Source organism: Paraglaciecola sp. (assembly GCF_039964565.1).
In the GTDB taxonomy this organism is placed as follows: domain Bacteria; phylum Pseudomonadota; class Gammaproteobacteria; order Enterobacterales; family Alteromonadaceae; genus Paraglaciecola.
Genome location: NZ_JBDVXF010000002.1, coordinates 84,631 through 106,154, shown reverse-complemented (window position 1 = coordinate 106,154; position 21,524 = coordinate 84,631). Strand labels below are relative to the sequence as shown.

Sequence of the window (21,524 nt, the reverse complement as noted above, 5' to 3'; positions counted from 1 at the left end):
AACATTCATAGTGTTTGGTGATCAATTCTATCGCCAAACAAAAATAATCACGGAAAACACTATGAATGTAAGACAACTTTTATCAAAGTACTTGGTCAATGTCACACCAAACATGCACAAAACTCGTCGATTGAGTTTATTCACCCATTTTCTGATGGTAACGGCCGTATGGGGCGGCTTTGGCAAACATTAATTTTATCCAAGTGGCATGATGTCTTTGTTAATATTCCTGTGGAAAGTTTAGTACATCAATATCAAGATGATTATTATGCTGCTATTCGCCAAAGTACAAAACTGACTGATTCATCGCCTTTTATCGAATTTATGTTACGCATGATTCTTAATGCGATAGAAACAAGTTCCCGCCAAAATTAAGGTTTAAAAGAAGGTTTAAATTTGTCGTCAGTAGACAAAGCAATCTTAGCGGTGATAGCTCAAGATGTATTTATTACTAATATTGCGATATCTGAAAAGTTAACTAAATCAATCAGCACAATTGAGCGGCATATTAAAATGCTAAAAGAAAGTCATCTGTTACAACGGGTTGGCTCAAAAAAGACGGGGCATTGGAAGATTATTAAGTAATCAGGTTTTGTTTCTGGCTATGCCTTTTATGCTCTGGCGAGCACTGCCATCCATGGCTTTTTTCACACAGCATCCTTGCTGTACGACTTACTTTTTGCCTACAGCAGCAAAAAGTAAGCAAAAAGTGCCGCTCGAGGGCAATGCTCTTCATCCACTTATCTACTCATTTTTGCAGGTCGTAATAATTCGTTCCCGACGAGCTATTACTCAATCGCCTGTCCTTGGCGATTGACCTACAAAAATGAGTAGATAAGTGGCGAGCTTTGAGTCGAGGGTAGGTCAAGAGCATCGGCTTTGCCGACTAAAAGGTTGCTTTGCAATTAATTATCGTGGATGTCCTGTTAGTGTCTTCTTACTGTTAGTGTCTTCTGGAGACCGCATTAAAATAAGAAAATGGCGCCAAGTTTAAGCTGTTGTAAATCAAAAATCATAGGACGACTATTGAGATTGAATCGGTGCCTGTATTTGAACCACATTTTCTAAGATGAATTGATCTACTTTATCAACAACTCGATTAAACCAGGGATGAAACAACCAGAAACTATGCGGAGCCGGTGCAAAATTAACCATCTCATGGGCAATACCCAATTGACTGAGTTTCGCAAACACCAACTCATGGCCGGCCGCAAAACGCATTTGGCCACTACTTAAAAACAGCAATGGCGGTGATGTTTGATTAATGCGTAATGCCGTAGACACCGCTTTCCAACGCTCGGTTTGTTGGGCAAAATTGCCGCCCAACCACTTACCCATGGCGCTGTTGGCATTGCCGTTTTTATCTTCATGTTTCAGCCCGTCCCCTTGGCTGACATCCAGCACTCCATCAATATCTATAGCCGCCTTTACTTGCGTGGAAACAGTAATGGATTTATCGGCATGGAACAACGGCTCATCAGCACTGTTTGCCAACAGTGCTGCCATATGGCCGCCAGACGAACCGCCAAGTAACACCAGCTTATCAGGATTGATGTTTAAGGAAACGGATTGTTGCTTCAGCCAAACGATGGCGGCGTTGATATCTCGCAATCCTGCCGGATATTGTGCCTCCGGGGCTAAACGGTATTCCACGGTAACCGCCAAATACCCTCGCTGCGCCATTGCTGAAGCCAGAGGATAAAACAGCGATTTATTACCAGAATTCCAACCGCCACCATGGATCATCACAATAGTCGCTAAGGGTTGTTGCCCCTGCTCTAAAGTAGGGTGAAACAGATCAGCATGCAATTCACGGCCATTAATATTGGCATACACGCGGTCGAACCGAATCTTGCCGGCCGGCTGAACATCCACCAGACGGATATGTGGATATTGTTTATGATATTTGGCGTAGGCTGAGGTGACGGTGTAACTATCGTCCACCTCATAACCATGCACTATTGGGCTTAAACAACTTAGGCAAAACCACGCCATAAGCGGTATTTTCAAGTTCAACAATGGGTTATCCCCCTAGCCGCGTAAATTTCATTAATCCAATTCATTAAAACGAATGTAATCGACATCCATATATTGGTTTTTCTGCGGTTTCTCAGCGACGCTAAAGAAGCCAATTTTGGCGCCTACCCAACGTCCTCTGACCGCCTGAAAGTGCTCACCAATAATAGTAAATTGCTGACTGGCATCGGTTCGATAACTGAATACCGCACTGGCACCGGGTTGCATCATCATCCGCAGTTCAACCGATTGACCATCGAATTCTTTTTGTTCTAATACCGACTCATCACAGCCTTTACGGGCGCCATTACAATGAACAAATACAATATTTGCCTTACCGGTAATTTTATCTGGCTGTACGCCTATCCACGCGTAATCTTCGCCAAATAACACCAAACCACTTTGCGCCTTTAGTGCCTCCTGGCTCAGAGTAATTTTACTGACGACGGCAAACTGATCAGCAGGGATTTTTTGCATGATAAGTGAAGGTGTCATCCATAAATTATCTCCGGTGGTTTTGATTTTCGGCTGGGTAAATAAACGTAGCTGTCCAGGGGGGGCGGTCAACGAATACCAGCTGTCCTGATAATTTGCATTCCACTGCCAGGTTAAACCAAGTGAAGTTTGTGCAAATTCATCATTCACCACTAATGGGGTGATGGCTTGTTTACCAGCCGCCTTGGGCTTTTTGAACTGCTGTACCGGTTGACCAATACCATCACCGTCTTTATCGATACCGATTACCGGCCAGTCATTGATCCATTGCATCGGTTGCAGATGCACAATACGTCCATAGGCTTTCTTGGCTTGAAAATGCAAAAACCAGTCTTCACCAAACTCCGTATGCACCCATGTGCCTTGATGTGGGCCGTTGGTGACTGAATTGCCTTGAGCCATCACTATTTTGGCCTCATAAGGACCTTCAATATTTTTAGCGCGATAAACGGATTGCCAGCCTAAATCCACCCCACCGGCAGGTGCAAAGATATAGTAATAGCCATTACGCTGATAAAACTTTGGCCCTTCGATTGTACGGTAGCCTTTTAATTTACTGCCATCGACAATATGAACATACTTGTCGCTTACCCAAGACGTGTCAGCGGCCATTTCCCGCAAACTCAGTACGTTGTTAAAACCCGCACGACTTTTAGCCCAACCGTGAAGTAAATAGGATTTTCCATCGGCATCCCATAAAGGAGTTGGATCGATAATACCTTTACCGGCAAGGATTAATTTAGGCTCTGACCATGCTTTGGCAGGATCAGTAGCAGTGGTAACGTAAATACCAAAATCAGGATCAGGGTAAAAGATCCAGAACTTGCCATCATGAAAACGAATATTCGGTGCCCAAACACCTTCGCCATGGCGAGGTGTTGCAAAGTGATCAAGGGGAACCTGCTGCGGCAACGCATAATTGATCAGTTGCCAGTTAACCAAATCTGTTGAATGTAAAATAGGTAAACCCGGTGCTGAGTTAAAGCTCGATGATGTCATGTAATAATGGCCATTCACGGCCACCACATCCAAGTCGGAATAATCGGCATGTAACACTGGGTTTTTATAAAAACCATTACCTAAATCGGCTTGCCAGATCCCCCCATTTTCTGCGGCATGGGCAGTGCTGACATTAACCAATATCATCAGAGCCAATAAGACTTTGGAAAAAATTGAAGTGTGACGAAATAATCTTAATAGCATTTGCATAATCAACTCTCTGTGCCTATCGCTGTAATTCTAAACTGGCCAAAATAAACGGCCCGACTGCTTTGGGATCATTAGAGCGAATGGTTTCACTCATGTAGTATTCAAAGCTAGCATCCCGATAAGGTTTACCGCCCAATCCAGCCACAGCACACACCCGTGTGATATGAATCTGATTGTTGACCTTATCGTGATAAATAAAGTTATCCAGTAAACCCTGATAGGCTTTTTCTGCCTGCGCTTGATAACGAGCGGGTAAATGACCTTTATTAACGGCTCGGGCCAGAACATAGGTCATCATCGCACTACCAGATGACTCCAGATAATTGCCGCCAACATCGCCCTTATCCGGCACCTGATACCAGACTCCGCTGCGGTGTTGCAATTTCAGCATGTTATCCAGCAGATTTTGCAAACGTCCTTTTAGCCATCCATGCTGAGCGTGTGTTTTAGGAAGCCAATCTAATACATCAACCATGGCCATCGCGTACCAGCCAATGGAACGCCCCCAGTGATGAGGTGACTGACCATTTTGTTTGTTAGCCCAATATTGTTTTTTGGTTTCATCCCAACCGTGAATAGGTAAACCGGTGTCGTCGCGATACAGGTATTTTTCCACAAGCTGAAATTGTTCAACCACATCATCTAAGTCCGCTTGAGTTCCAAAACGCACTGCATATTCAGCATAAAAAGGCGTCCCCATGTACAAGCCATCAAGCCACATTTGTGAGGTATAACGTTTCTTATGCCAAAAACCGCCTTCGCTGGTACGAGGATGATCTTTAAGTTGCGAGCGCAACAAATCTAAGGCTTTACGGTATTTGTCGTTTTGGGTTTTATCCCACATAAAAAACAACAGCTTACCGGGGTTGATCATATCGATATTGTATTTGCTGATGTCGTAGGTTTTGATGCTACCGTCGTCCTTCACCAAAGTGTCGACATACTCCTGAATATAATTAAAGTAACGTTCATCATCAGTGGCTTGATATAAACGCCAAAACGCCATTAACTCTAAGCCATGGGTATAACTCCAGCGCGGTGTATCACGCCAATCAAGAGTATATGCCTGAGGATTGCGCAACATTTCTGAATCAGCCATTCTTACCGACCACAGTTCATCGCTTCCCTTTGCTAGCAGTGACGAACTCGCAAATACACACAGTAAAACAGCAAAGCGAATACAGCGCTGCAAACTAAAAAACTTAACACTAAACAGAAAACTCTTAAGCATTCTTTACCCTTTAAACTAATTATTTACCCCAAATTAACAATAACGTTACCTCGATTGTGCCACCGGTGGCAACGATCTTGTTATAAAAATTGCGTTAATTTTAAATTTAGTAACTTAATATGCATAAGACCATAAAATAAATATGGTTATTAGTGATTTACAGTAACTCCACAGAATATAAAAAGGCCACTTACCGTGACCTTTTCTAGCAAACAAAAAATCTTTTATTTTACTATTCGGTAAAAATTTCTATTTCATCAATTTCAATAAAGTTATTATCACTGTAATTTGATACCACATTGAAACGAATATGAGTGACGTCAATCGGTGTCGTCAGCGTAAAAATTTGATCGGTGGCATCCAGCATTTGGAAAGCTTCGTGATTGTCACAAGTTTCACCATCGGTCGACACCTGTACAATAAGATTATGTGCCCCCGCCCTAGCGATTGTGATTTTTAAACTATCGGGTCAGAACCTGAGGGATCCCCACGAAATTAGAATTATTGGACACCAGCTGACAAGGCTATTCGCCGAACTTTGTGCATATTTGGGCTCACAAGTGACAGAGTATTGTTCAATATGGTGTTTACATTCATGGCGTTAATGCTTTGTGAGTTTTGGTGAATGATCGGATCACCAAATGTCATGAATGTTCCTTAAAATATTAAATTATCTTATTGTTTTTTCAAGGTTATTTGTGGGGATACCTCAGGTTCTGCCCCCGATATTTTGCGAGCGGCGTCCGCTTGGCGATTGACCTACAAAAATGAGTAGATAACTGGCGAGCTTTGAGCCGAGGGCAGGGAAAGAGAACCGGCTTTGCCGATCAAGAAATTACAATATGTCTCTGTAATTCATTTATTCACAGGATAAAAGCTTGAAATCTTCACGTTCAAATAGGGCGTCATAAGATGTTTTTAAGTACAAAGACTGAGCAATCGACTCGTTGACTAGCTCTTTCAATGAGGCGTAATGTTCAATTGGCTTTTTAAGGTACTCACTTGAACTATTAAAAAGATTATCATTGAGTCTGGCTATAACAGGTTGATAACTATCCTTTTGGTAGTGAAAAAGAGCGCCTATCTCCGTTGCTAATTCAAAATTTGCATGCAACAAATACCCCGACTCTCCTGCCAGAGTCCAGGCGGAGTAACGTAGTGATTTCTGAAAATGCATATCTTTAAGTCCTGAGACTGATGCAGAGTTTGCTGCACCAGAACCAAGAGTCTTAAGTGCACCATTGATTATTGCTAACATTCCATTTTGCCTGGGAAGATGGTCACCTTCTAGCAGTATTCTATTGAATTCAAGTTCAGATTTTACATTGCACAAGGCAATCATCATTCGCTCTTCAATATCATTCATTTCATCCCAATCTTGTAAAGCAAACGCTAGGATGATACTTAATCCAATGAAGCCAGACTCGGCAAAAACTGCTCGCCATTTGACTTGTTTGTCTGGTCTTTTTTTGTTCGTTAAACGCAGCATGATCGACTCGTTTGATTTTTTACCTCAGGTTTTACACGAGCGTATAATAGATCACAGGGAAAATCCCGCTAAGATCTGTTTTTAACACTCAAAATCATCAAAAATACCAAAACACCAAAACACCAAAACACCCATTGAGAGTATTTTCATATGGCACATCATATTTAGATAAATTGCGATGCGTGTCTTGTTAAATTGTTTTACGCTCTTCGCCTATTAAGCATATGCTTCGCATACTGACATCCCGCGCGGCGTCCGCATGCCGATTGACCTACAAAAATGAGCAGATAAGTGGCGAGCTTTGAGTCGAGGGTAGGGCAAGAGCGTTGGCTTTGCCGCTCTAATCAATAGGGGCAGAGATGTTGATTTTAACATTTAGCCATCTAGACTTACGATATTCTTTATTTTAGGATGCGATGATGGCTAGGTCACCTAGATAGAATTTAGCGGGTATACCTCAACATGTTGTTCTGACCCTATCGTTGCTGTTAACTTCAGTACTGCGGCTGTAAACTATTGTTCAGCTGTAATTAAAGTCGTTATCTTGGTTAGGGCTTTAAAGCCTAACTTTTCGTATAAATTAATTCCCGCTTGTGAAGCCTGTAGGCTCATGGAGTCAATGCCATCAAGTTGTGCTTGATGGATTAAGTAATCCATTAAGGCCGCTGCCACGCCCATTTTTCTGTAGCTTGGCACTGTGCCAACTTGATGAACCCCTAAAGTGTCACCTGTGCAATAACTGATTGCAGTGCCTGCTATTTTATTATCAATAATGTATGCCAATACTCTGGCATTGGGATCCTCAAGTAAACCTTGTATTACCCTAGCGTCAATATCATAACCAAATGCTAAACCACATGCGCTAGCCCAATCTGATGCATCATCTTCATGCGTTAACGTTATGATCTGCTGTGGTGCCTGACTATTTGGCTTTTGTGTGATTGCTTCTTTGTCGATAGACAAATTCATTACCACTAGTTGGCCTTGAATTGAGAATTTAGATCCCTCTAAGACATGCTGTGCGGATACAGTACTAAACACTTTTCCTGCTGGTAAAGCAACATGGCTAGGTAAACTAAAGTCAGCACGCCATTGTTTGTTTGGCCAACTTGTATGCGTAAAGAGACCATCTTGTTCTTGGGTATTTAGCGCCTGCCAAAAAAGATTTAGATTGTTTAAGTTTTTACGTAGGATTTTTTTCATTGCATTGTTCATTCTTTACTCCTTGTTAATGAGTACGATGCCAGTAATGAGTAAGGCTGTGCCTAACAGTTTACTGGCGGATAAAGTTTTAATTGGGCTATCAAAAAAACCAAAATGACTGATGAACATAGCCACTAAAATTTGACCTGTTAAGGCGTAAGTCATCATGTTTCCCACGCCCATTTTGGGGATTAAAAAATAAAAGCTCCCCACCCCAATAACACTCAATATGCACGAACCCCATAAGTACCAAGGCACTCGTTGCAGACGCTCATTAAGTGATAAAACAAGCTCTGTTTGCTCTACTGGCACTTGTCTGTAAACGGTATATAAGAGTGTGATAGAGGCCACCAAAATAAAGCTGGTGAAAAAAGCATAAGTAGTTGCCAATAGACTATTGCTAAATATTTGTCCAAGTTGAGCATTCATGGCTGCTTGTATCGCAATACAAGCACCAGCAAAAAAGGCTAAGAAAATAAAATTAATCATAGGTTTACTACAAGTTGATCTTGGCTAATGCGATGTTTAGTACGATGTGCTGCGAAGTCATTCTCTGCACGTATACCCACAGGGCATAAAACCGCTGCACTTAAATCTTTTTGGTTTAATTCAAGCACCTTGTTAATGCCATCTACTTCAAAACCAGTCATAGGGCATGCATCAACAAAACTGGCTGCAGCACTGGCGAGTAATATGCCTAGTGCGATATAAGTTTGTTGTTGTGCCCAATTATTTTGTTCGGCAGATGAACGGGATAATAAGTCAGCCTGAATTTGGATTTGATAATTCGATAACAGGTGAGTCGTTTTATTTTGAGTTTTTGCCAGTTGCTCAATAAAGCCGGCAATGTCTTGCTGGGTTACTTTTGTTTTATGGGCAAGTACTAATAAGTGCGAACATTTTGCTACTTTGTCTTGACCATAACTGTATGGTAAACATGCACGTTTTGTTTTTGGATTGCTAATCACAAGAAGTTTGTAAGGCTGTATACCATAGGCAGAAGGAGCTAAACGCACACTTTCAATTAAATGGTTTATTTGTTCTGGACTCAAGGTGTTGTGATCAAACTTATTAACTGCATAGCGCCAATTAAGGGCGTCATTGAGTGGCATATTTTGTGGCATGGTGTATTCCGAATGAGTAATGATGTTTGCAGTTTACTCAAAGGTACTAAGTCACTCCTTTACATATGTTGATAGTTCTTATTATTTATTTCCTTTTTATTTTCCGCTTGTTTGATTTCTTTTTTTATACGGCTCAGTTGGGTAGGGGTTATGCCTAAATAGCTGGCAATATGATACTGAGTCAAACGTGGCAATATGTGTTGATACTTATCTAAAAACGTAACAAATCGGGCTTTCGCCTCGTGTTGTAGATAACCAATTTCTTTAGGCTCTTTTTCTAACAACCAATGAGTTTCAAGGTAATTAATTTGAAACTTCATTAAGTCCATATTATTCATTAACGCAAGGCGAAACTTTGCATGATTTATTTCTATTATTTCGCACGGCTCTAATGCTTGTATCTCTAATTCGCTGGGTTGATTATTAAGTAGGGCACTCATACAGCCGGGAAAACGCCCTTCAGAAAAAAAGTTCTTATTGTATTCGTTACCATGTTCGTCAATGATATAAGCGCGCATAAGCCCTTGGTGAATAAATGCCAAACTTATTGGTTTTTCACCTATTGCATAGAGAATTTGACCTTTATCTAAATGTTTAACAGTGCAACAAGCAACATAGGTTTGCCATGTATCTTCAGGTAAAACGTGATATCGATTGACTGTTTGTTGAAGGTGATAAAATGCGCTAATCATTAAATGACTTGTCGAATTGATTAATGGCATATTTATATCATTTTTACCGATGTTTTATAAGAATAGAAACTGCGGCAATGAATCATGGGGTGAATCAATGGGGTCACCCATTAGGGGATCCCTCAGTCTCAGACCCTATCGATTCCACAATTCTGATTGTTGTTCTTCAAATTGCCCAGACTTTGTTAGACAGATTTTCGTTTGAATTCTTCTAATTTTTGTTCAGTCAACGCTGAGAGGTATTCAAACCGTAGCTTAAAAACATTGATTGAGAAAATGCGGCAATAGTTAACAAGCCAGTCCAATATACTAAGCCTAAAGCCCAGCCTGAATGTTGGATACAGATAAGGGCTGCCAACATTAAACCTAGGTGGCCTGTTGTTGTTAATAACTTCATTTGTATTTTAGAGAGCCTGTAGCGTGGTTTGTTAATGCTAGTAAAAATTTGTTTAGCATGTTTTTGCATAGTAAGGCTTAAAGCAAAAAAACCAATAAACGTTAGTATGAAGCTTATTATAATCATGAGTTTATATTTTCAAGGCGGGTTTAATCGCCGAGTTTTTAGTTGGTGATAAAGCTTGGGCTTGCTGACGATGCATTTTGAATGCGGCTATGGCAAACAGCGTACCCAGTACTATCATGGTTAAATCAAATCCCGCCATGATCCAGTCTCCTTGAACAAAGCTTATGCCTAAGTGTTGGGATGTGGTCAATAGATTTAATAGGGGTAAGCACAAATACATCAATGCGGCGAGGGCAAGTTGTTCAGCCCATACTTTGGATAAGGGGCGTTTTTTGGCAAAAAGGAAGGAGTAGACGGGCATGATAGCCCACACAATAAATAGTGTGTTTATTTCCCAATTCTCTCTTCCTACTAGATGAATTGGAATTAAACGGTTTGCCCAAAAATAAGCCGCAATAGCGATAGGTAGGCCAACAATAGTCCCCACATTTAAGTGCTCAACTAAGACTAGGCCTTTACTGACTTGCCCTGATTTTTGCGCTTTTTTACGTCGTTTACTCGCCCACAGGATCATGCCAGTAGCGATCATTCCTGCACCCGCTAACCCGCTGAGAAAATATATCCAACGTAAAATGGTTGGGGCAAATAAACCTTCGTGTAGATTGAGCAGTGCATCATATAGTGACACGAATGCACTGCCACTTTCACTTTGGTCATTTTTACTGTTCGGTGTGCTTAATAATTCACCGCTAACACCTTGGTAAACCAAAGTGTTAGCTCGGCTTAAACCGTCAAACCCTCGTGGAGCCACTTCAACTTGAGCATGGGTATCATTTTGATTTTGTATGCGAATATACCTAACTTGTGATTGGTTAAAGTGTTGTTGTGCACTTACTAAAACGGTTGATAGGTCAATACTTTGTGCATAGACACCAGAGGCCTCTTGTTGTGTTGTAAGTGGGAATGCACTGTCAAAAAATGCATCATCGTCATCACCATATGATGCAGTTAAAATGCCTGGCATGGTGGTAAACATTAAAAATATTAGGCCGCTGTAGGTAATCATTAAGTGAAAAGGTAACGGCAGTACGCTCATCAAATTATGCATATCTAGCCACGAGCGTTGTTGTTTGTTTGGTTGAAAGGTAAAAAAATCTTTAAATATTCTAATATGAATGACAATGCCAGTAATTAGAGCAATAAACATAAACATGGCACATAAACTTGTGATCCAATAGGCAACTATTCTTGGCATATAGTGCAAGGCGTAGTGCATGCGATAGAGCAATGTTCCGCCTCCGGTTTTACGCACAACCACTGGCTCACCGGTTTGTGGATTGAGGATTTCTCTGCCTCGCTCGCCCTTTTCCCCGGTTATTTTGTTACTAGGATTTTCCCAGTTAATACGTAAAAAAGAATACCGGTCTACTGGGAAGTTAACAGACGAATAGATAGCGTCAGGGGCAACCAAATCTAAGCGTTGTTTAGCCAGGCTTAATAAATGAACTTGGTCGGAAGTATTACTTGCATAAGGGGCTTCTGGTTGCATCCAGCGGTCAATCTCGTAACTGAAATAGCCGACGGTCCCTGTGATGAACATGAAAAACAGCACCCAGCCAAGGACTAATCCTGACCAAGTGTGTAGCCAACGCATGGATTCACGAAACATGTCTTTCATGGCTCTATTACTCCAGTAAACCTTGTGGAATTAAAAACCACAGAAATGCGGCACTTATTATTATGGGGACCAATAAGCCCAGCCACGCTTTGCGTGCTGTCTTGGCGTAAAATACCCACATTATCGCAAAGGCATAAAATAAATAACTGGCTAACATTCCACTCAATACAGCATTGTACTGAGGACCAGGTAATAAATAAGACAAGATAATTACTGTAGTATTAGCAAATACATACCCGCCCACTATGGCCGCTATGATTCGGGATAAAAGAGGGAGCGCGGGATGTTTCATAAACCCGCTTACTGTCCTTAAAGCTACATTCATAATGATATTAATTACTCATTAACAAACGTTAAACTAGTGATATACATGAGGCTCGCGACTTTTATACCGGAGTGCATAGCGTTGGTTTCAATGGTGTGTTCACTAGACAGTAAAAATTGTCCTTTTTCAGTTAAAGGCACACTAATTTGGCCTTTTTCATCCGTTATCAGTTCGACTTCTTTGTTACTCGGTGTAACGAGCATAATATGTTGACCTGTAAGCGGTTTACCTTTAAACATTGCTGTAAAAACATGACCGTTTTGGGTAACAGGTACTAATTCATATGTGAGTTTAGCACTGGTCTCTGAACGTCCTGTTCGTGCTTGAAAAATTGCGCCTTTCAATTTTTCATCTTTCCAGAACTCCCACCATGACACACTCTCAACGCTCCAAGGTAACCATACCTTGTCAGTAAACAAACGCACGTCACCTTCGCCAGTCACATTTGCTTCCCAGTGGTCATTATTTTGTGTCAATGTCGCAACATCATTACGATTATCAGTAAAAACTTGTGCGTCTTTTAAGTTAGCTATTTTATCGCCACTATCTGGTTGTCCTGGTTCGCCTAAATACACACGAGCGGTGCCTGTCTGATCACGCTCTAACCAGACTTCATGTGCGTTTGCCGAAAAGCTGCATAAAACGATGAATATGCCAATGAGTGATTTTTGAAACATGGTAAATCTCCTTAGTTTGATTGATAGTACGTAAAGTATTGTGAATATCACTAAATTCAAATGCCCCTAATAATGATTATCATTACCTTTAAATTGCATAGCTAAACTTAGCGAAAAGTGAACGTTCGGTACGAATAAAATCCTGCTGGTCATCAGCAAACCCGTTGTCTGAATAGCCTAAATAGAAAAGTGTTTGCGGGTTCAATTTGTAAGAAAATAACAATTGTGTGGCGAGAGATTGATCACCAGAACTGGAATATTCGCCTGGCCTATATAAAGATAAATCTCTATTTATATCAGTATCTTGTAAAATAAACTGTAATTGACTTTGACGGTTAAATTGCCATATCAATTTTGTGGCAAGCACATTTGTTTTGTAGAGTTGCTTTCTGTTAACGTCTAAATGGGTGTATTCATATTCAACTTCAAATTGTAAGTATTGATTAATTTGCCAATAGACTGCATTCGAAATTTTAAAAAGTTGACCGAGTTGCTCATTGGTGAAATCAATCTGATCTCCAAAACGTATAAACGAGGATAAGGTGAGCTCGGCTAATGGCGTAAACTCGCCCCAAAACGTCATTTGGTTTTCTTGATAATAAACCCCTTGATATAAGCTGTTTCGATGGATAGCGCCAAGCTCTATCGTGGACTGCATATCCCCCTGCAGTTCTGCATATACCTCCCATTCGTCTTCTAATAAGGTACTATCATTATCCCAACTTTTATCCCAATCGCCAGAAATTGAGAACTGGTTCATAGCGATTGCTGATAACCAATTGTACTCATTAGCAAACCAGTGCTTACTGCCTCCTAATCCCACACTTTGAAAATCAACTCTTTCTTGAAAACCTAAATCAGCTCTGAAGCCCCCGGTAACTTTTTCTGCATCTGCAAAGAAGCTTAAATCCCGTGTACGGTGGTTGTAACTCAACACATAGGCTTGTCCCGATTGCGTCGCTTCTAAAGCATAATCTTGTTGAATTTGTAGTGGGTTGGTACTCTCGCTATGGGCTAGTTGATAATTAAAACTGCTGTTGTTACTTAACCAATATTCCCCATCTACCGAGATCACCTGATTGTTGTAACCTTCTGCTTCGCGATGAGTTATTAATGCCCCAATGTTACTTTGCTCTCCTATGTCAATACGATATCGGGCAATCGAGGCGGTACTGTGCAAATCACTCCTTGCTAAAACAGAGCCTTGATTACCGGGGATTAAAAAGTCAGTTCTATTATCATCTGTCACCATAAGTCCGTAGAGGTGGGCGTCAGTTTTACCGGTAAGTTTTAAACCATATTCAGGATCCGCAATATTACGTGTATGCACAAAGTTAAACATTGGTGTGGTGAAATAGTCAGCACCATCCAGAAAAAATGGGCGTTTTTCATCGTAATACAGCGCATAGGTGCTGTTGATATCAAGCTGTACCGCATCCGCTTCTACTTGAGAAAAATCCGGGTTGACAGTGGCATTTAGCACCATGCTTTGATTCACTCCCCAGCGTAAATCTAAACCTAGTTCATGCTCCACATCGCCTTGCTGCCATTCATCACTATAGGGCGGCGCTTTTGCATCAGCGCGCCCTAGCGTGAGTGTTGGGGTTAGTTGTAGGTTTTTAGCGGCTTTTATATCTTTAAATCCCACTAATGACTCATACTGACAAATCGTGCATTTACGCTCACGATCTCGCTGGTAATTGGCTATTTCTACGGAATTTTCTCTTGGGTAGCTGCGTTGTATGGCAATGTTCCAAATAAGTTCCTCAGTGGTATCAGGAAAACGCAGGGCATGAAAAGGAATACTCATTTCAATGCTATAACCCGCGCTATTTATTTGGCCAGCACTGTGCCAAATGGCATTCCAGGAATAATCTTCGGCGTCATCACTGTCATCACTTTCCTTTATAGTCATATCAGCCTGGGCGCCCAAGGGATTAACAAAAAAACCAAATCCAGTACGCTGATCGTTAAAAGTGTCAACAATAATGCCCACATTATCGTCTTTAAAAATATTGTCGTGATCGCGTAAGCTAGCACGAATGCGGTTGGGTTCAGGATCGAAGGCTTGTATGGCAATATGTAAATTTGTGCCGTCTTGATATAAGTAGGCGATTGTTTTCACCGGAGCTGGTGCGCCATGAATCGGCTCATTTTGATACTTTAATTCAATGATTGTGGCTTCTTGCCATACGGGCTCTTCTATAGCGCCGTCAATGATTGGAGGTTTCTTATGGTTATGGAGTGGGTAATTTTTTTTGATAAATGCGGCTGGTGTTGTAAGCATTACCTCTACAGGAAAAACTGAAAATGACATTGTTAATAAAGTGATGAGTTGTAACTTTAATACCACGTAGTTGCCTTTATTCCTTAAATTTTACCAATTAATATCGTGTTTAAAACGTATTGGTAGTAAGACAGTTCTCACTGGCAGAAACCCGACTCCTGAATTTATAGAATTTTTTTGATAGATGAAAAACGGCCAATAAATAAAGCTAATATGTGAAATACAATGCTGAAAAATATTAAAAAAGCATCATCGATAAAACAGCCCCCTTACCTTTCCTATAAGGGGGAGTTTGAGGTTTTTTGGTTAGAAATTATACTTCACCGAGGCTGTTATGTTACTCGGTTCGCCATAAGTGCCACTGTAAAATCCAGCGTAATATTTCTTATCAAAAATATTGTCAAAGTTGAGTTGTACCGTAAAGGCCTCAGATACGGTGTATTTAACCAATAAGTCTATAACCGTAAAGCTACCTTGTGTATAGCTTTGGTCAAAATTTGGACCGTCTTCTGTGGAATAAACATCGCTTTGCCAGCGCAAGCTACCGCCTATTGTGAGTTTATTTATTTCATAACTAGTGAATAGTTTAATGCTATCCGTGGCAATGTCAGTTAACAATGGTTCGCCGTCTTGGCCTTCGGGAGTCGCGCGGCTAATACCACCCACCACTTGCCAACCCGGAATTATCTCACCTGCCACTTCAATTTCAAAACCTTTCGAGGTCGTTCCATCTTCAGAACGGTAAACCCAATTCCCAGAAGGTGATGTAAGCCCTGGTAAGATAACCGCAAAGTTGTCTTGTTCGATGCGAAAAATACTGGCACTTACGCTGAGTAAACTATCGAAAACATCTGCTTTAATGCCCATTTCGTAGTTGTTTCCCTCAAGCGGGTCTAAACGGTTATCGTTTAAATCATAACGATTTTGAGGCTCAAAAATTTGTGTAAAGCTTGCATAAGCGGAGAGGTTGCCTGTAATGTCAAAAACTAATCCAAAATAGGGGGTTGTGACGTTTTTTTCATCGTTATCAGGGGTGTTGGTTACTATACCCTCTGCTGATTCAGTCCATTCTTGTTCACTCCAATCGGTGATGCGAGCACCAACCACAAAGGCAAGATTATCTAAGGGTTTGAAGCGTAATGCACCATAAGCGCTGTTTTGTATTATTTTTCCACCGTAAAAGCCCCCTGTAGGGCTAAAATCTGGTTGAATAACATCGCCCGTACTAAATAATTTATAGACATTGTCGAGTTGTAGTCGATAGTCCCCCCAGCACCACCAGGTACAATAATTGGGTCCTTCATCTTTGCTCGTGCTGTGGCTGATACCTAATACCAGTTCATGTTTGTTGCCTAAAAGTTCAAAGTCGCCGAACAATGATAGACCCACAAAATTCTGCTCTAAATCAGATGCCCATCGAGCAGCACCGTAAGCACTCCCATCTGACTCCCCGGTATCTCTGTCAAAGGTTCCCCAAAAGTAACCAAAAGCATCGTCATATTCTGGTTCTGCATGTTCTAAATCAAGGCTTACCCGCCAGTCATTATCAAAAGTATGTTGTATGTTAGAAAATACACTCAGACTGCTGTTGCTTAGGATGCTCCAGTTGGCGCCACTATTTGTTGAGCGGTCAAAGTTTGTGCGGCTACCGTCATTTGAGAAAAATAACGGCAGTCCACTGCGGGATGCGCCCGTGTTTTCAATAGACTGGTACTCAATGCCTGTTGTTAATAATGTCTGTTCAGTAAGGTCAAACTCTAATACCGCATAAAATGCCTCTTTATCCAATTCAGCCCGATCAATATGACTGCCACCTTGTTCTTTGGCTGTAGCTATACGTCCACGAATTGAGCCACTTTCATTGAGCTCCCCGCCTATGTCGAGTGTTAAACGGTGTTTCCCCCACGAGTCTGTTTGAGCTGATATATAGGCTTGAGGCTGGTCGGTTGGACGTTTGCGAATAAGGTTGATGCTTGCAGATGGACTACCCACACCATTCATTAAACCGGTCGCACCGCGCACAATTTCAATGCGGTCATATACCACCATATCAGCCGTGGTTACCTCAAACCCATAAATACCTGCTGGGCGGGGCACACCATTGATTTGGTAATTACTCACAGCTAAACCACGAGAATAGAAATAACTCCCATCACTGCCTAAAGGGGTACCGTCATAACTTAAGCCTACGCTCTGAGCAATCGCATCACTAATTTCGGTTAGATTTTGATCCTCCAAACGAAAATTTGTCATCACGGTTATGGCCTGCGGGGTTTTACGCAATGACATATTCAAACCTGTAGCACTGTTTGCGTCTCGGTTGGTGTAGGAGCCATAGACCACTATTTGTTCCAAGTCTTTATTTGATTGAACACCCATTGCTTGTGACGGCGATGATGCCTTCACTAAAGTTAAGGCTCTATTACCTGAACGCCCTACGCTTAATTGGGTATTTTCAATCAGTTTGTTAAGTGCCGCTTCAGCAGTATATCTGCCGATTAACGCAGTGTTTTTTTCATTTTTAATTAAATCACTGGGGACAATGATTTGGATACCGGTTTGAATCGACAGGGCAGTTATAGTATCGGCTAAATTCCCCGCGGGTAGTGTAAAATCGGTAGTGTCGGTTAACTGGGCATTGGATAGTTGTGAACTACTAGCGGCGATTACTGTTGTAAGCAGCCCTTGAGAAGCGAGTAAACTGGCTGTTACAGCAAATGAAACTCGACCAATAGTCCTTCTTTTATTACGCATTAAATGTGTTTCCTCGTTATTGTTTTAAATGGTATTAATTCTTATTATCATTTAAAACAATTGTCAGTAGAAAAAACCCGACGAGAAACGTAAATTATTTTGAGAAAGTCAATGTGCTTCAAAAAAGCAGAATTTAAGGATGCCCTGGAAAAGCCAGACCAAGTTGCAGTTGCTCGCGTTTATTACTGATAACGATTAAGTCAAGGCTGGCAATGAGTGTGCTTAATTGCTCATCTAATTGATTAATAAAAAAAGTGCCGGTAATTTTTTCATCGGCTCGATGGCCAAGATTGGCCTGAATGGCATAAGCAGTATAACGTTCTATTTCTGCCAGTACTTCTTCTAAAGGCGTATTATTAAAAACAAGTACGCCCCGGCGCCATGCAGTGGCAATACTTGCCTCGGTTATTTTTATGTCGCTTAAATCCCGCCCGGTGGATGTAATAGATTCATTGGCTTGTAGTACTGCTGTCTGTTTGGTTGATATAGCTAAAGATGATGAAGTTGAGGGGTGAATCTCAACTTTAACCCGGCCTTCGGTAATGGTGATTTGTGAGCCCGCTTCACCATCGCGTTTTACCGCAAAAGCAGTGCCTAATGCGGCAGCAGAGGTGTTGCCCGCCTTGACTATAAAAGGTCTGCTAGGATCTTTTGCCACCTCAAAAAAAGCTTCACCTTTAACAAGTTCAATATTGCGATGTGTCTTGTTAATGCTGACATTAATCACTGAATTGAAGTTAAGGTAAACGGTTGAACCATCATCTAAATAAATACTGTGTTGCTGATTTCTATAATTACTGAATTTTTCTTCGATTAATTTTTCGGCTGGTTTTGGGTGAATGGCCACAAGGGAGGGTGAGGTATTTTCGCTGGTAAAATACATCATTGAAAACACTAATATTAAGCTTGCTGCGATACCTGTTGGAAAGCGACTGTGCTGCCAGTACCTTGATAAGCGCGAGCGAGATAACCATTTATCTTGGTGGCTAATTGGATTTGATTCAAAGGGCATAACATGTTCATCGGCACTCTCTGCGGTGATGTTATCTATGTTTAATGTTGCCATTAATTGCCAAGTTTGTTCTGCATGCTCCCACGCTTTGCTGTGTTGTGGAGATTGAGTGCGCCACCTATTGATTTTGATTTGTTCACTTGCACTCGGAGATGTTGTAGCCAGTTTACTAATCAAATCCATTGCTTCGAGTTTAAGTTCTTTGTCTGATAAAGCAGCTGACATAATTTTAATCTCTCAAGTGTTCCATTATTTATGAGACAACTGTGTTGTAACAATACCAGACGGTGAATCGTAATCTATTACTTTGGCGTAACAGTGCCGTGTCGCCTTTGATAGGTTTTTTTCTACTGTAGTGATGTGCACATCAAGTTTAGCGGCAATATCAAACTGTTTCATGCCTTTTATTCGGGCCAGAATAAATATTTTTTGGGCCAGAGGCGATAATTCTTTTAGCGCTGATGCCATCACATGTAAACGCTGTTGATCTGCGTTTATCTGTTCGGGTGAATGGATATTGATTTGCTCTGTTGCATCGGTAGTGCTTGTTTCCCGTAATTTTTGTCGACGTTGCTCCGCCTGATAGTGATTAATCGCCGCGTTTGAAGCGGCTTTGTAAAGGTAGGCGCGGATATTCTCTATTTCAGCCTCTTTTTGTTGTGGTTTCATTAGGCGTATAAATAGCTCTTGAGTGATATCCGCTGCAGTATCTGGGCAAGCTAGCTTTTTAGTAAGGAATGCGGTTATTTCTCCTGCATATTTAGTAAATATGTCCCCTGTGGCTAAGTGATCCATAATGTCTATTTTTCACCGTAAATTATTGACACCATTTAATATCCTGCCAAATAAAATAAGTAGGCAATAATTAAGGTAGCAATTGCACCGTAAATTGTGGCTGCAACAAAAACGGTGCCTCCTAAATAGATGTCACTTATGGTTTGTATGGCAAGGCGAAACAGAGCGATATTTATTTGGCTAATGAGCACAAAAATAAAAAATAAGGCAAAGTAGGGGATTAAATTTTTAAATAACTGGTCGCGTTTATCTGTGAATGGCTTCAATGAAAAATGCAGTGTCAGCAAAACGTAATCATCCATTTTAGGCCGTTAGGCAGTATAAAATTAATAGGTTGCGCGTTATTTCGTAAGCTTATTATTATTATCGTAACTTACTCAGGCAGATTAGTTTAAATGAGAATGATTATCAATACTGTTGTGTGTTTTATTTAACTGACATTGTAACTTTGTTTTAAAAGTGAATAAGTGGGTTTTATACAAGAGGTCAGGTGAGGATAGTTAAAAGAAAACGAGCTGAATCAGCGCATTAATAGTGGTGTATAACCGCTTTTAAACAACTCTACTATGGCATTGAAGATAGTCTTGCTGGTGGTGACTAGGTAGAACTCAAACTGAGGTGCCCAATCGCGTCACCTTAATCGCAGAGTAAGAGCTGCCAACATATTATGGACTGTTGGACCGCTAAACTCGGCACCCAACAATGGCAATGCAATCGCTGCGATTATGAACAATTACATTATTGCTCTTGTCGGGATCGTCATTGTCCTCGGTGCCAAGGACAAAAGCGGCAACAATGGATTGAGAGCCAAGAATCGCAGGTGACCAACACGCGGCATTTTCATTTAGTGTTCACCTTGCCTCATGAATTAAATTTCATCACCCACTATGCACAATCTGAGCTATACAGTGCGTTATTTGAAGCGGTATGGCAGACCGTGGAGAAGTTTGCCCATAATCGTAAACGCTTCAACGGGTCGCTAGGGATGGTTATGGTAATGCTTACTTGTAAATCAACGTCTCTGACCCTATCGATTTGTGACCCTATCGATTTTCGCAAGAGAATAGAGCAACAAGGCTTATTAATATCAATCTGGTTGCTCTAAATTTGAAAATATGACGCATAACAATCACAGCCTGAAATAATAATTGCTAATCATGTCATTACCCCGCACAAATGCAAAGCTCCACCAAACCAACAACACGTTATTTTATGCAATATGAAACAACTAATTTAGGTACGCTAGTGACTTGCAGATTTTTTATTAACATAATGTAATTAAGCAGGCAGTATTTAAAAATAGGTAAAAAACTATTTATTGTGCTCTTGATGAAAGCTTTCTTCACCTTTTCGCCAATAAGACGCTATACGCATTTTATGTTTGGGGTGGTTAAGTTGCTGTTTGAACTCTTGCATTAGTGTGTACTCACCCGCCCCCCAAATGAATGTGTTTGCACTCACATCTTCACAGGCAGAAATAATATTATCTTTAAACATTCTTTCATCACTGAAACTAAACACTTCAACCAAAGCCAAACTTGTCATTAAATGTTCAGCTAAACGTTCACCCAGTAAGTAGATTTTAACGATCGTATTTTCACCTAATGTTTCAAGTTTTCGATTAATGGCTGGTAATGCCGTTGCGTCGCCAATAAAATAATAGCAAGGAAAGTTATCGTCAATATGCAATGTCATACGCGGCCCAGCAATGATCGCTTTTGTTCCAACTGCTGCATTTTCAGCCCAGTTAGCAGCATCTCCATGAGGATGAAGAGCAAAGTCTATGGTTAGTGTTTCTTCTTTTTGATCATATGCTCTCGGGGTATAATTTCTTCTTAGAGTTTCATTATTTACATTGCTAAAAATAACCTTTACATGATCGTCAAAACCTAAACTAACAAAATCATGTAACGACTCTCCACAAAAAATAAGCCTAACATAGTCATTACCTAATGTTTGTACTGATTTTACAGTAACTTCTCTTGGCGTGATTTCATACAAGCTGCTTTGCAAATTAAAGGTAATGGTAGATGCTTTGTCATTCGTTGCTGTTGAAAATGATGGTCTCATAGGT

22 protein-coding genes and 1 pseudogene are annotated in these 21,524 nt (G+C 40.9%); 4 read left to right on the top strand and 19 right to left on the bottom strand.

What is annotated here, in order from left to right; all coding sequences use genetic code 11:
- From ABJK37_RS00565 to ABJK37_RS00555, 3 genes are all read left to right on the top strand, one after another.
- The coding region (locus tag ABJK37_RS00565) for a hypothetical protein (RefSeq protein WP_348349008.1) at window positions 1-193 on the top strand (193 nt) is incomplete at its 5' end.
- Window positions 169-375 (top strand): hypothetical protein, encoded by a 207-nt coding sequence (locus tag ABJK37_RS00560; RefSeq protein WP_348349005.1) that lies wholly within the window; start codon window positions 169-171, stop codon window positions 373-375. The genes ABJK37_RS00565 and ABJK37_RS00560, both read left to right, overlap by 25 nt.
- A gap of 21 nt (window positions 376-396) precedes the next feature.
- Entirely contained in the window at window positions 397-585 is a 189-nt protein-coding gene (locus ABJK37_RS00555) for a winged helix-turn-helix transcriptional regulator (RefSeq protein ID WP_348349003.1), read from the top strand.
- A gap of 438 nt (window positions 586-1,023) precedes the next feature.
- On the opposite strand, the gene ABJK37_RS00550 is transcribed toward ABJK37_RS00555, so the two are convergent.
- The 18 genes from ABJK37_RS00550 to ABJK37_RS00465 all read right to left on the bottom strand — a co-directional run bounded on the left by ABJK37_RS00550 (window position 1,024) and on the right by ABJK37_RS00465 (window position 19,752).
- Window positions 1,024-2,019, bottom strand: coding sequence for an alpha/beta hydrolase (locus ABJK37_RS00550; RefSeq protein WP_348349001.1), 996 nt, complete (start codon window positions 2,017-2,019; stop codon window positions 1,024-1,026).
- Window positions 2,020-2,049: 30 nt separating this feature from the next.
- A complete protein-coding gene (locus ABJK37_RS00545) occupies window positions 2,050-3,720 on the bottom strand; it encodes a glycoside hydrolase 43 family protein (RefSeq protein WP_348348999.1) in 1,671 nt (556 codons plus the stop codon).
- 16 nt (window positions 3,721-3,736) lie between these two features.
- Window positions 3,737-4,951, bottom strand: coding sequence for a glycoside hydrolase family 88 protein (locus ABJK37_RS00540; protein WP_348348997.1), 1,215 nt, complete (start codon window positions 4,949-4,951; stop codon window positions 3,737-3,739).
- 232 nt (window positions 4,952-5,183) lie between these two features.
- Window positions 5,184-5,318 (bottom strand): hypothetical protein, encoded by a 135-nt coding sequence (locus tag ABJK37_RS00535; protein WP_348348995.1) that lies wholly within the window; start codon window positions 5,316-5,318, stop codon window positions 5,184-5,186.
- Window positions 5,319-5,810: 492 nt separating this feature from the next.
- Complete coding sequence (locus ABJK37_RS00530) at window positions 5,811-6,440, bottom strand: hypothetical protein (protein ID WP_348348993.1); 630 nt, start codon at window positions 6,438-6,440, stop codon at window positions 5,811-5,813.
- Between the two features lie 513 nt (window positions 6,441-6,953).
- Complete coding sequence (locus tag ABJK37_RS00525) at window positions 6,954-7,655, bottom strand: GNAT family N-acetyltransferase (RefSeq protein ID WP_348348991.1); 702 nt, start codon at window positions 7,653-7,655, stop codon at window positions 6,954-6,956.
- A 3-nt stretch (window positions 7,656-7,658) separates the two neighbouring features.
- Window positions 7,659-8,132: a DMT family transporter gene (locus tag ABJK37_RS00520; protein ID WP_348348989.1), complete on the bottom strand. Its 474-nt coding sequence runs from the start codon at window positions 8,130-8,132 to the stop codon at window positions 7,659-7,661.
- Window positions 8,129-8,767, bottom strand: a complete 639-nt coding sequence (locus tag ABJK37_RS00515) for a nitroreductase family protein (protein WP_348348987.1) — start codon at window positions 8,765-8,767, stop codon at window positions 8,129-8,131. The genes ABJK37_RS00520 and ABJK37_RS00515 overlap by 4 nt, the downstream gene beginning before the upstream one ends.
- A 59-nt stretch (window positions 8,768-8,826) precedes the next feature.
- Window positions 8,827-9,489 carry a Crp/Fnr family transcriptional regulator gene (locus tag ABJK37_RS00510; protein ID WP_348348985.1) on the bottom strand — a complete coding sequence of 221 codons (663 nt, stop codon included), beginning with the start codon at window positions 9,487-9,489 and terminating at the stop codon, window positions 8,827-8,829.
- Window positions 9,490-9,685: 196 nt separating this feature from the next.
- A complete protein-coding gene (locus tag ABJK37_RS00505) occupies window positions 9,686-9,982 on the bottom strand; it encodes a DUF3325 domain-containing protein (protein ID WP_348348983.1) in 297 nt (98 codons plus the stop codon).
- A 4-nt stretch (window positions 9,983-9,986) separates the two neighbouring features.
- Window positions 9,987-11,600 (bottom strand): PepSY-associated TM helix domain-containing protein, encoded by a 1,614-nt coding sequence (locus tag ABJK37_RS00500; RefSeq protein ID WP_348348981.1) that lies wholly within the window; start codon window positions 11,598-11,600, stop codon window positions 9,987-9,989.
- A gap of 7 nt (window positions 11,601-11,607) precedes the next feature.
- Window positions 11,608-11,892: a hypothetical protein gene (locus ABJK37_RS00495; protein ID WP_348348979.1), complete on the bottom strand. Its 285-nt coding sequence runs from the start codon at window positions 11,890-11,892 to the stop codon at window positions 11,608-11,610.
- Window positions 11,893-11,936: 44 nt separating this feature from the next.
- A complete protein-coding gene (locus tag ABJK37_RS00490) occupies window positions 11,937-12,602 on the bottom strand; it encodes a hypothetical protein (RefSeq protein ID WP_348348977.1) in 666 nt (221 codons plus the stop codon).
- Window positions 12,603-12,690: 88 nt separating this feature from the next.
- The gene (locus tag ABJK37_RS00485; RefSeq protein WP_348348974.1) at window positions 12,691-14,955 is read right to left on the bottom strand and encodes a DUF5916 domain-containing protein; all 2,265 of its coding nucleotides are present in this window, start codon (window positions 14,953-14,955) and stop codon (window positions 12,691-12,693) included.
- Between the two features lie 240 nt (window positions 14,956-15,195).
- Entirely contained in the window at window positions 15,196-17,643 is a 2,448-nt protein-coding gene (locus ABJK37_RS00480; protein WP_348348972.1) for a TonB-dependent siderophore receptor, read from the bottom strand.
- A gap of 133 nt (window positions 17,644-17,776) precedes the next feature.
- On the bottom strand, window positions 17,777-18,880 hold the full coding sequence (locus ABJK37_RS00475) for a FecR domain-containing protein (protein ID WP_348348970.1): 1,104 nt from the start codon (window positions 18,878-18,880) through the stop codon (window positions 17,777-17,779).
- A gap of 24 nt (window positions 18,881-18,904) precedes the next feature.
- On the bottom strand, window positions 18,905-19,450 hold the full coding sequence (locus ABJK37_RS00470) for an RNA polymerase sigma factor (protein WP_348348968.1): 546 nt from the start codon (window positions 19,448-19,450) through the stop codon (window positions 18,905-18,907).
- Between the two features lie 35 nt (window positions 19,451-19,485).
- A complete protein-coding gene (locus tag ABJK37_RS00465; protein WP_348348966.1) occupies window positions 19,486-19,752 on the bottom strand; it encodes a hypothetical protein in 267 nt (88 codons plus the stop codon).
- A gap of 353 nt (window positions 19,753-20,105) precedes the next feature.
- Here ABJK37_RS00465 and ABJK37_RS00460 point away from each other — a divergent pair.
- Window positions 20,106-20,399 (top strand): annotated as a pseudogene (locus tag ABJK37_RS00460) (transposase zinc-binding domain-containing protein); the annotation flags it as partial.
- Window positions 20,400-20,761: 362 nt separating this feature from the next.
- Here the strand turns inward: ABJK37_RS00460 and ABJK37_RS00455 are convergent.
- Entirely contained in the window at window positions 20,762-21,520 is a 759-nt protein-coding gene (locus ABJK37_RS00455) for a siderophore-interacting protein (protein WP_348348964.1), read from the bottom strand.
- Window positions 21,521-21,524 lie beyond the last annotated feature (4 nt).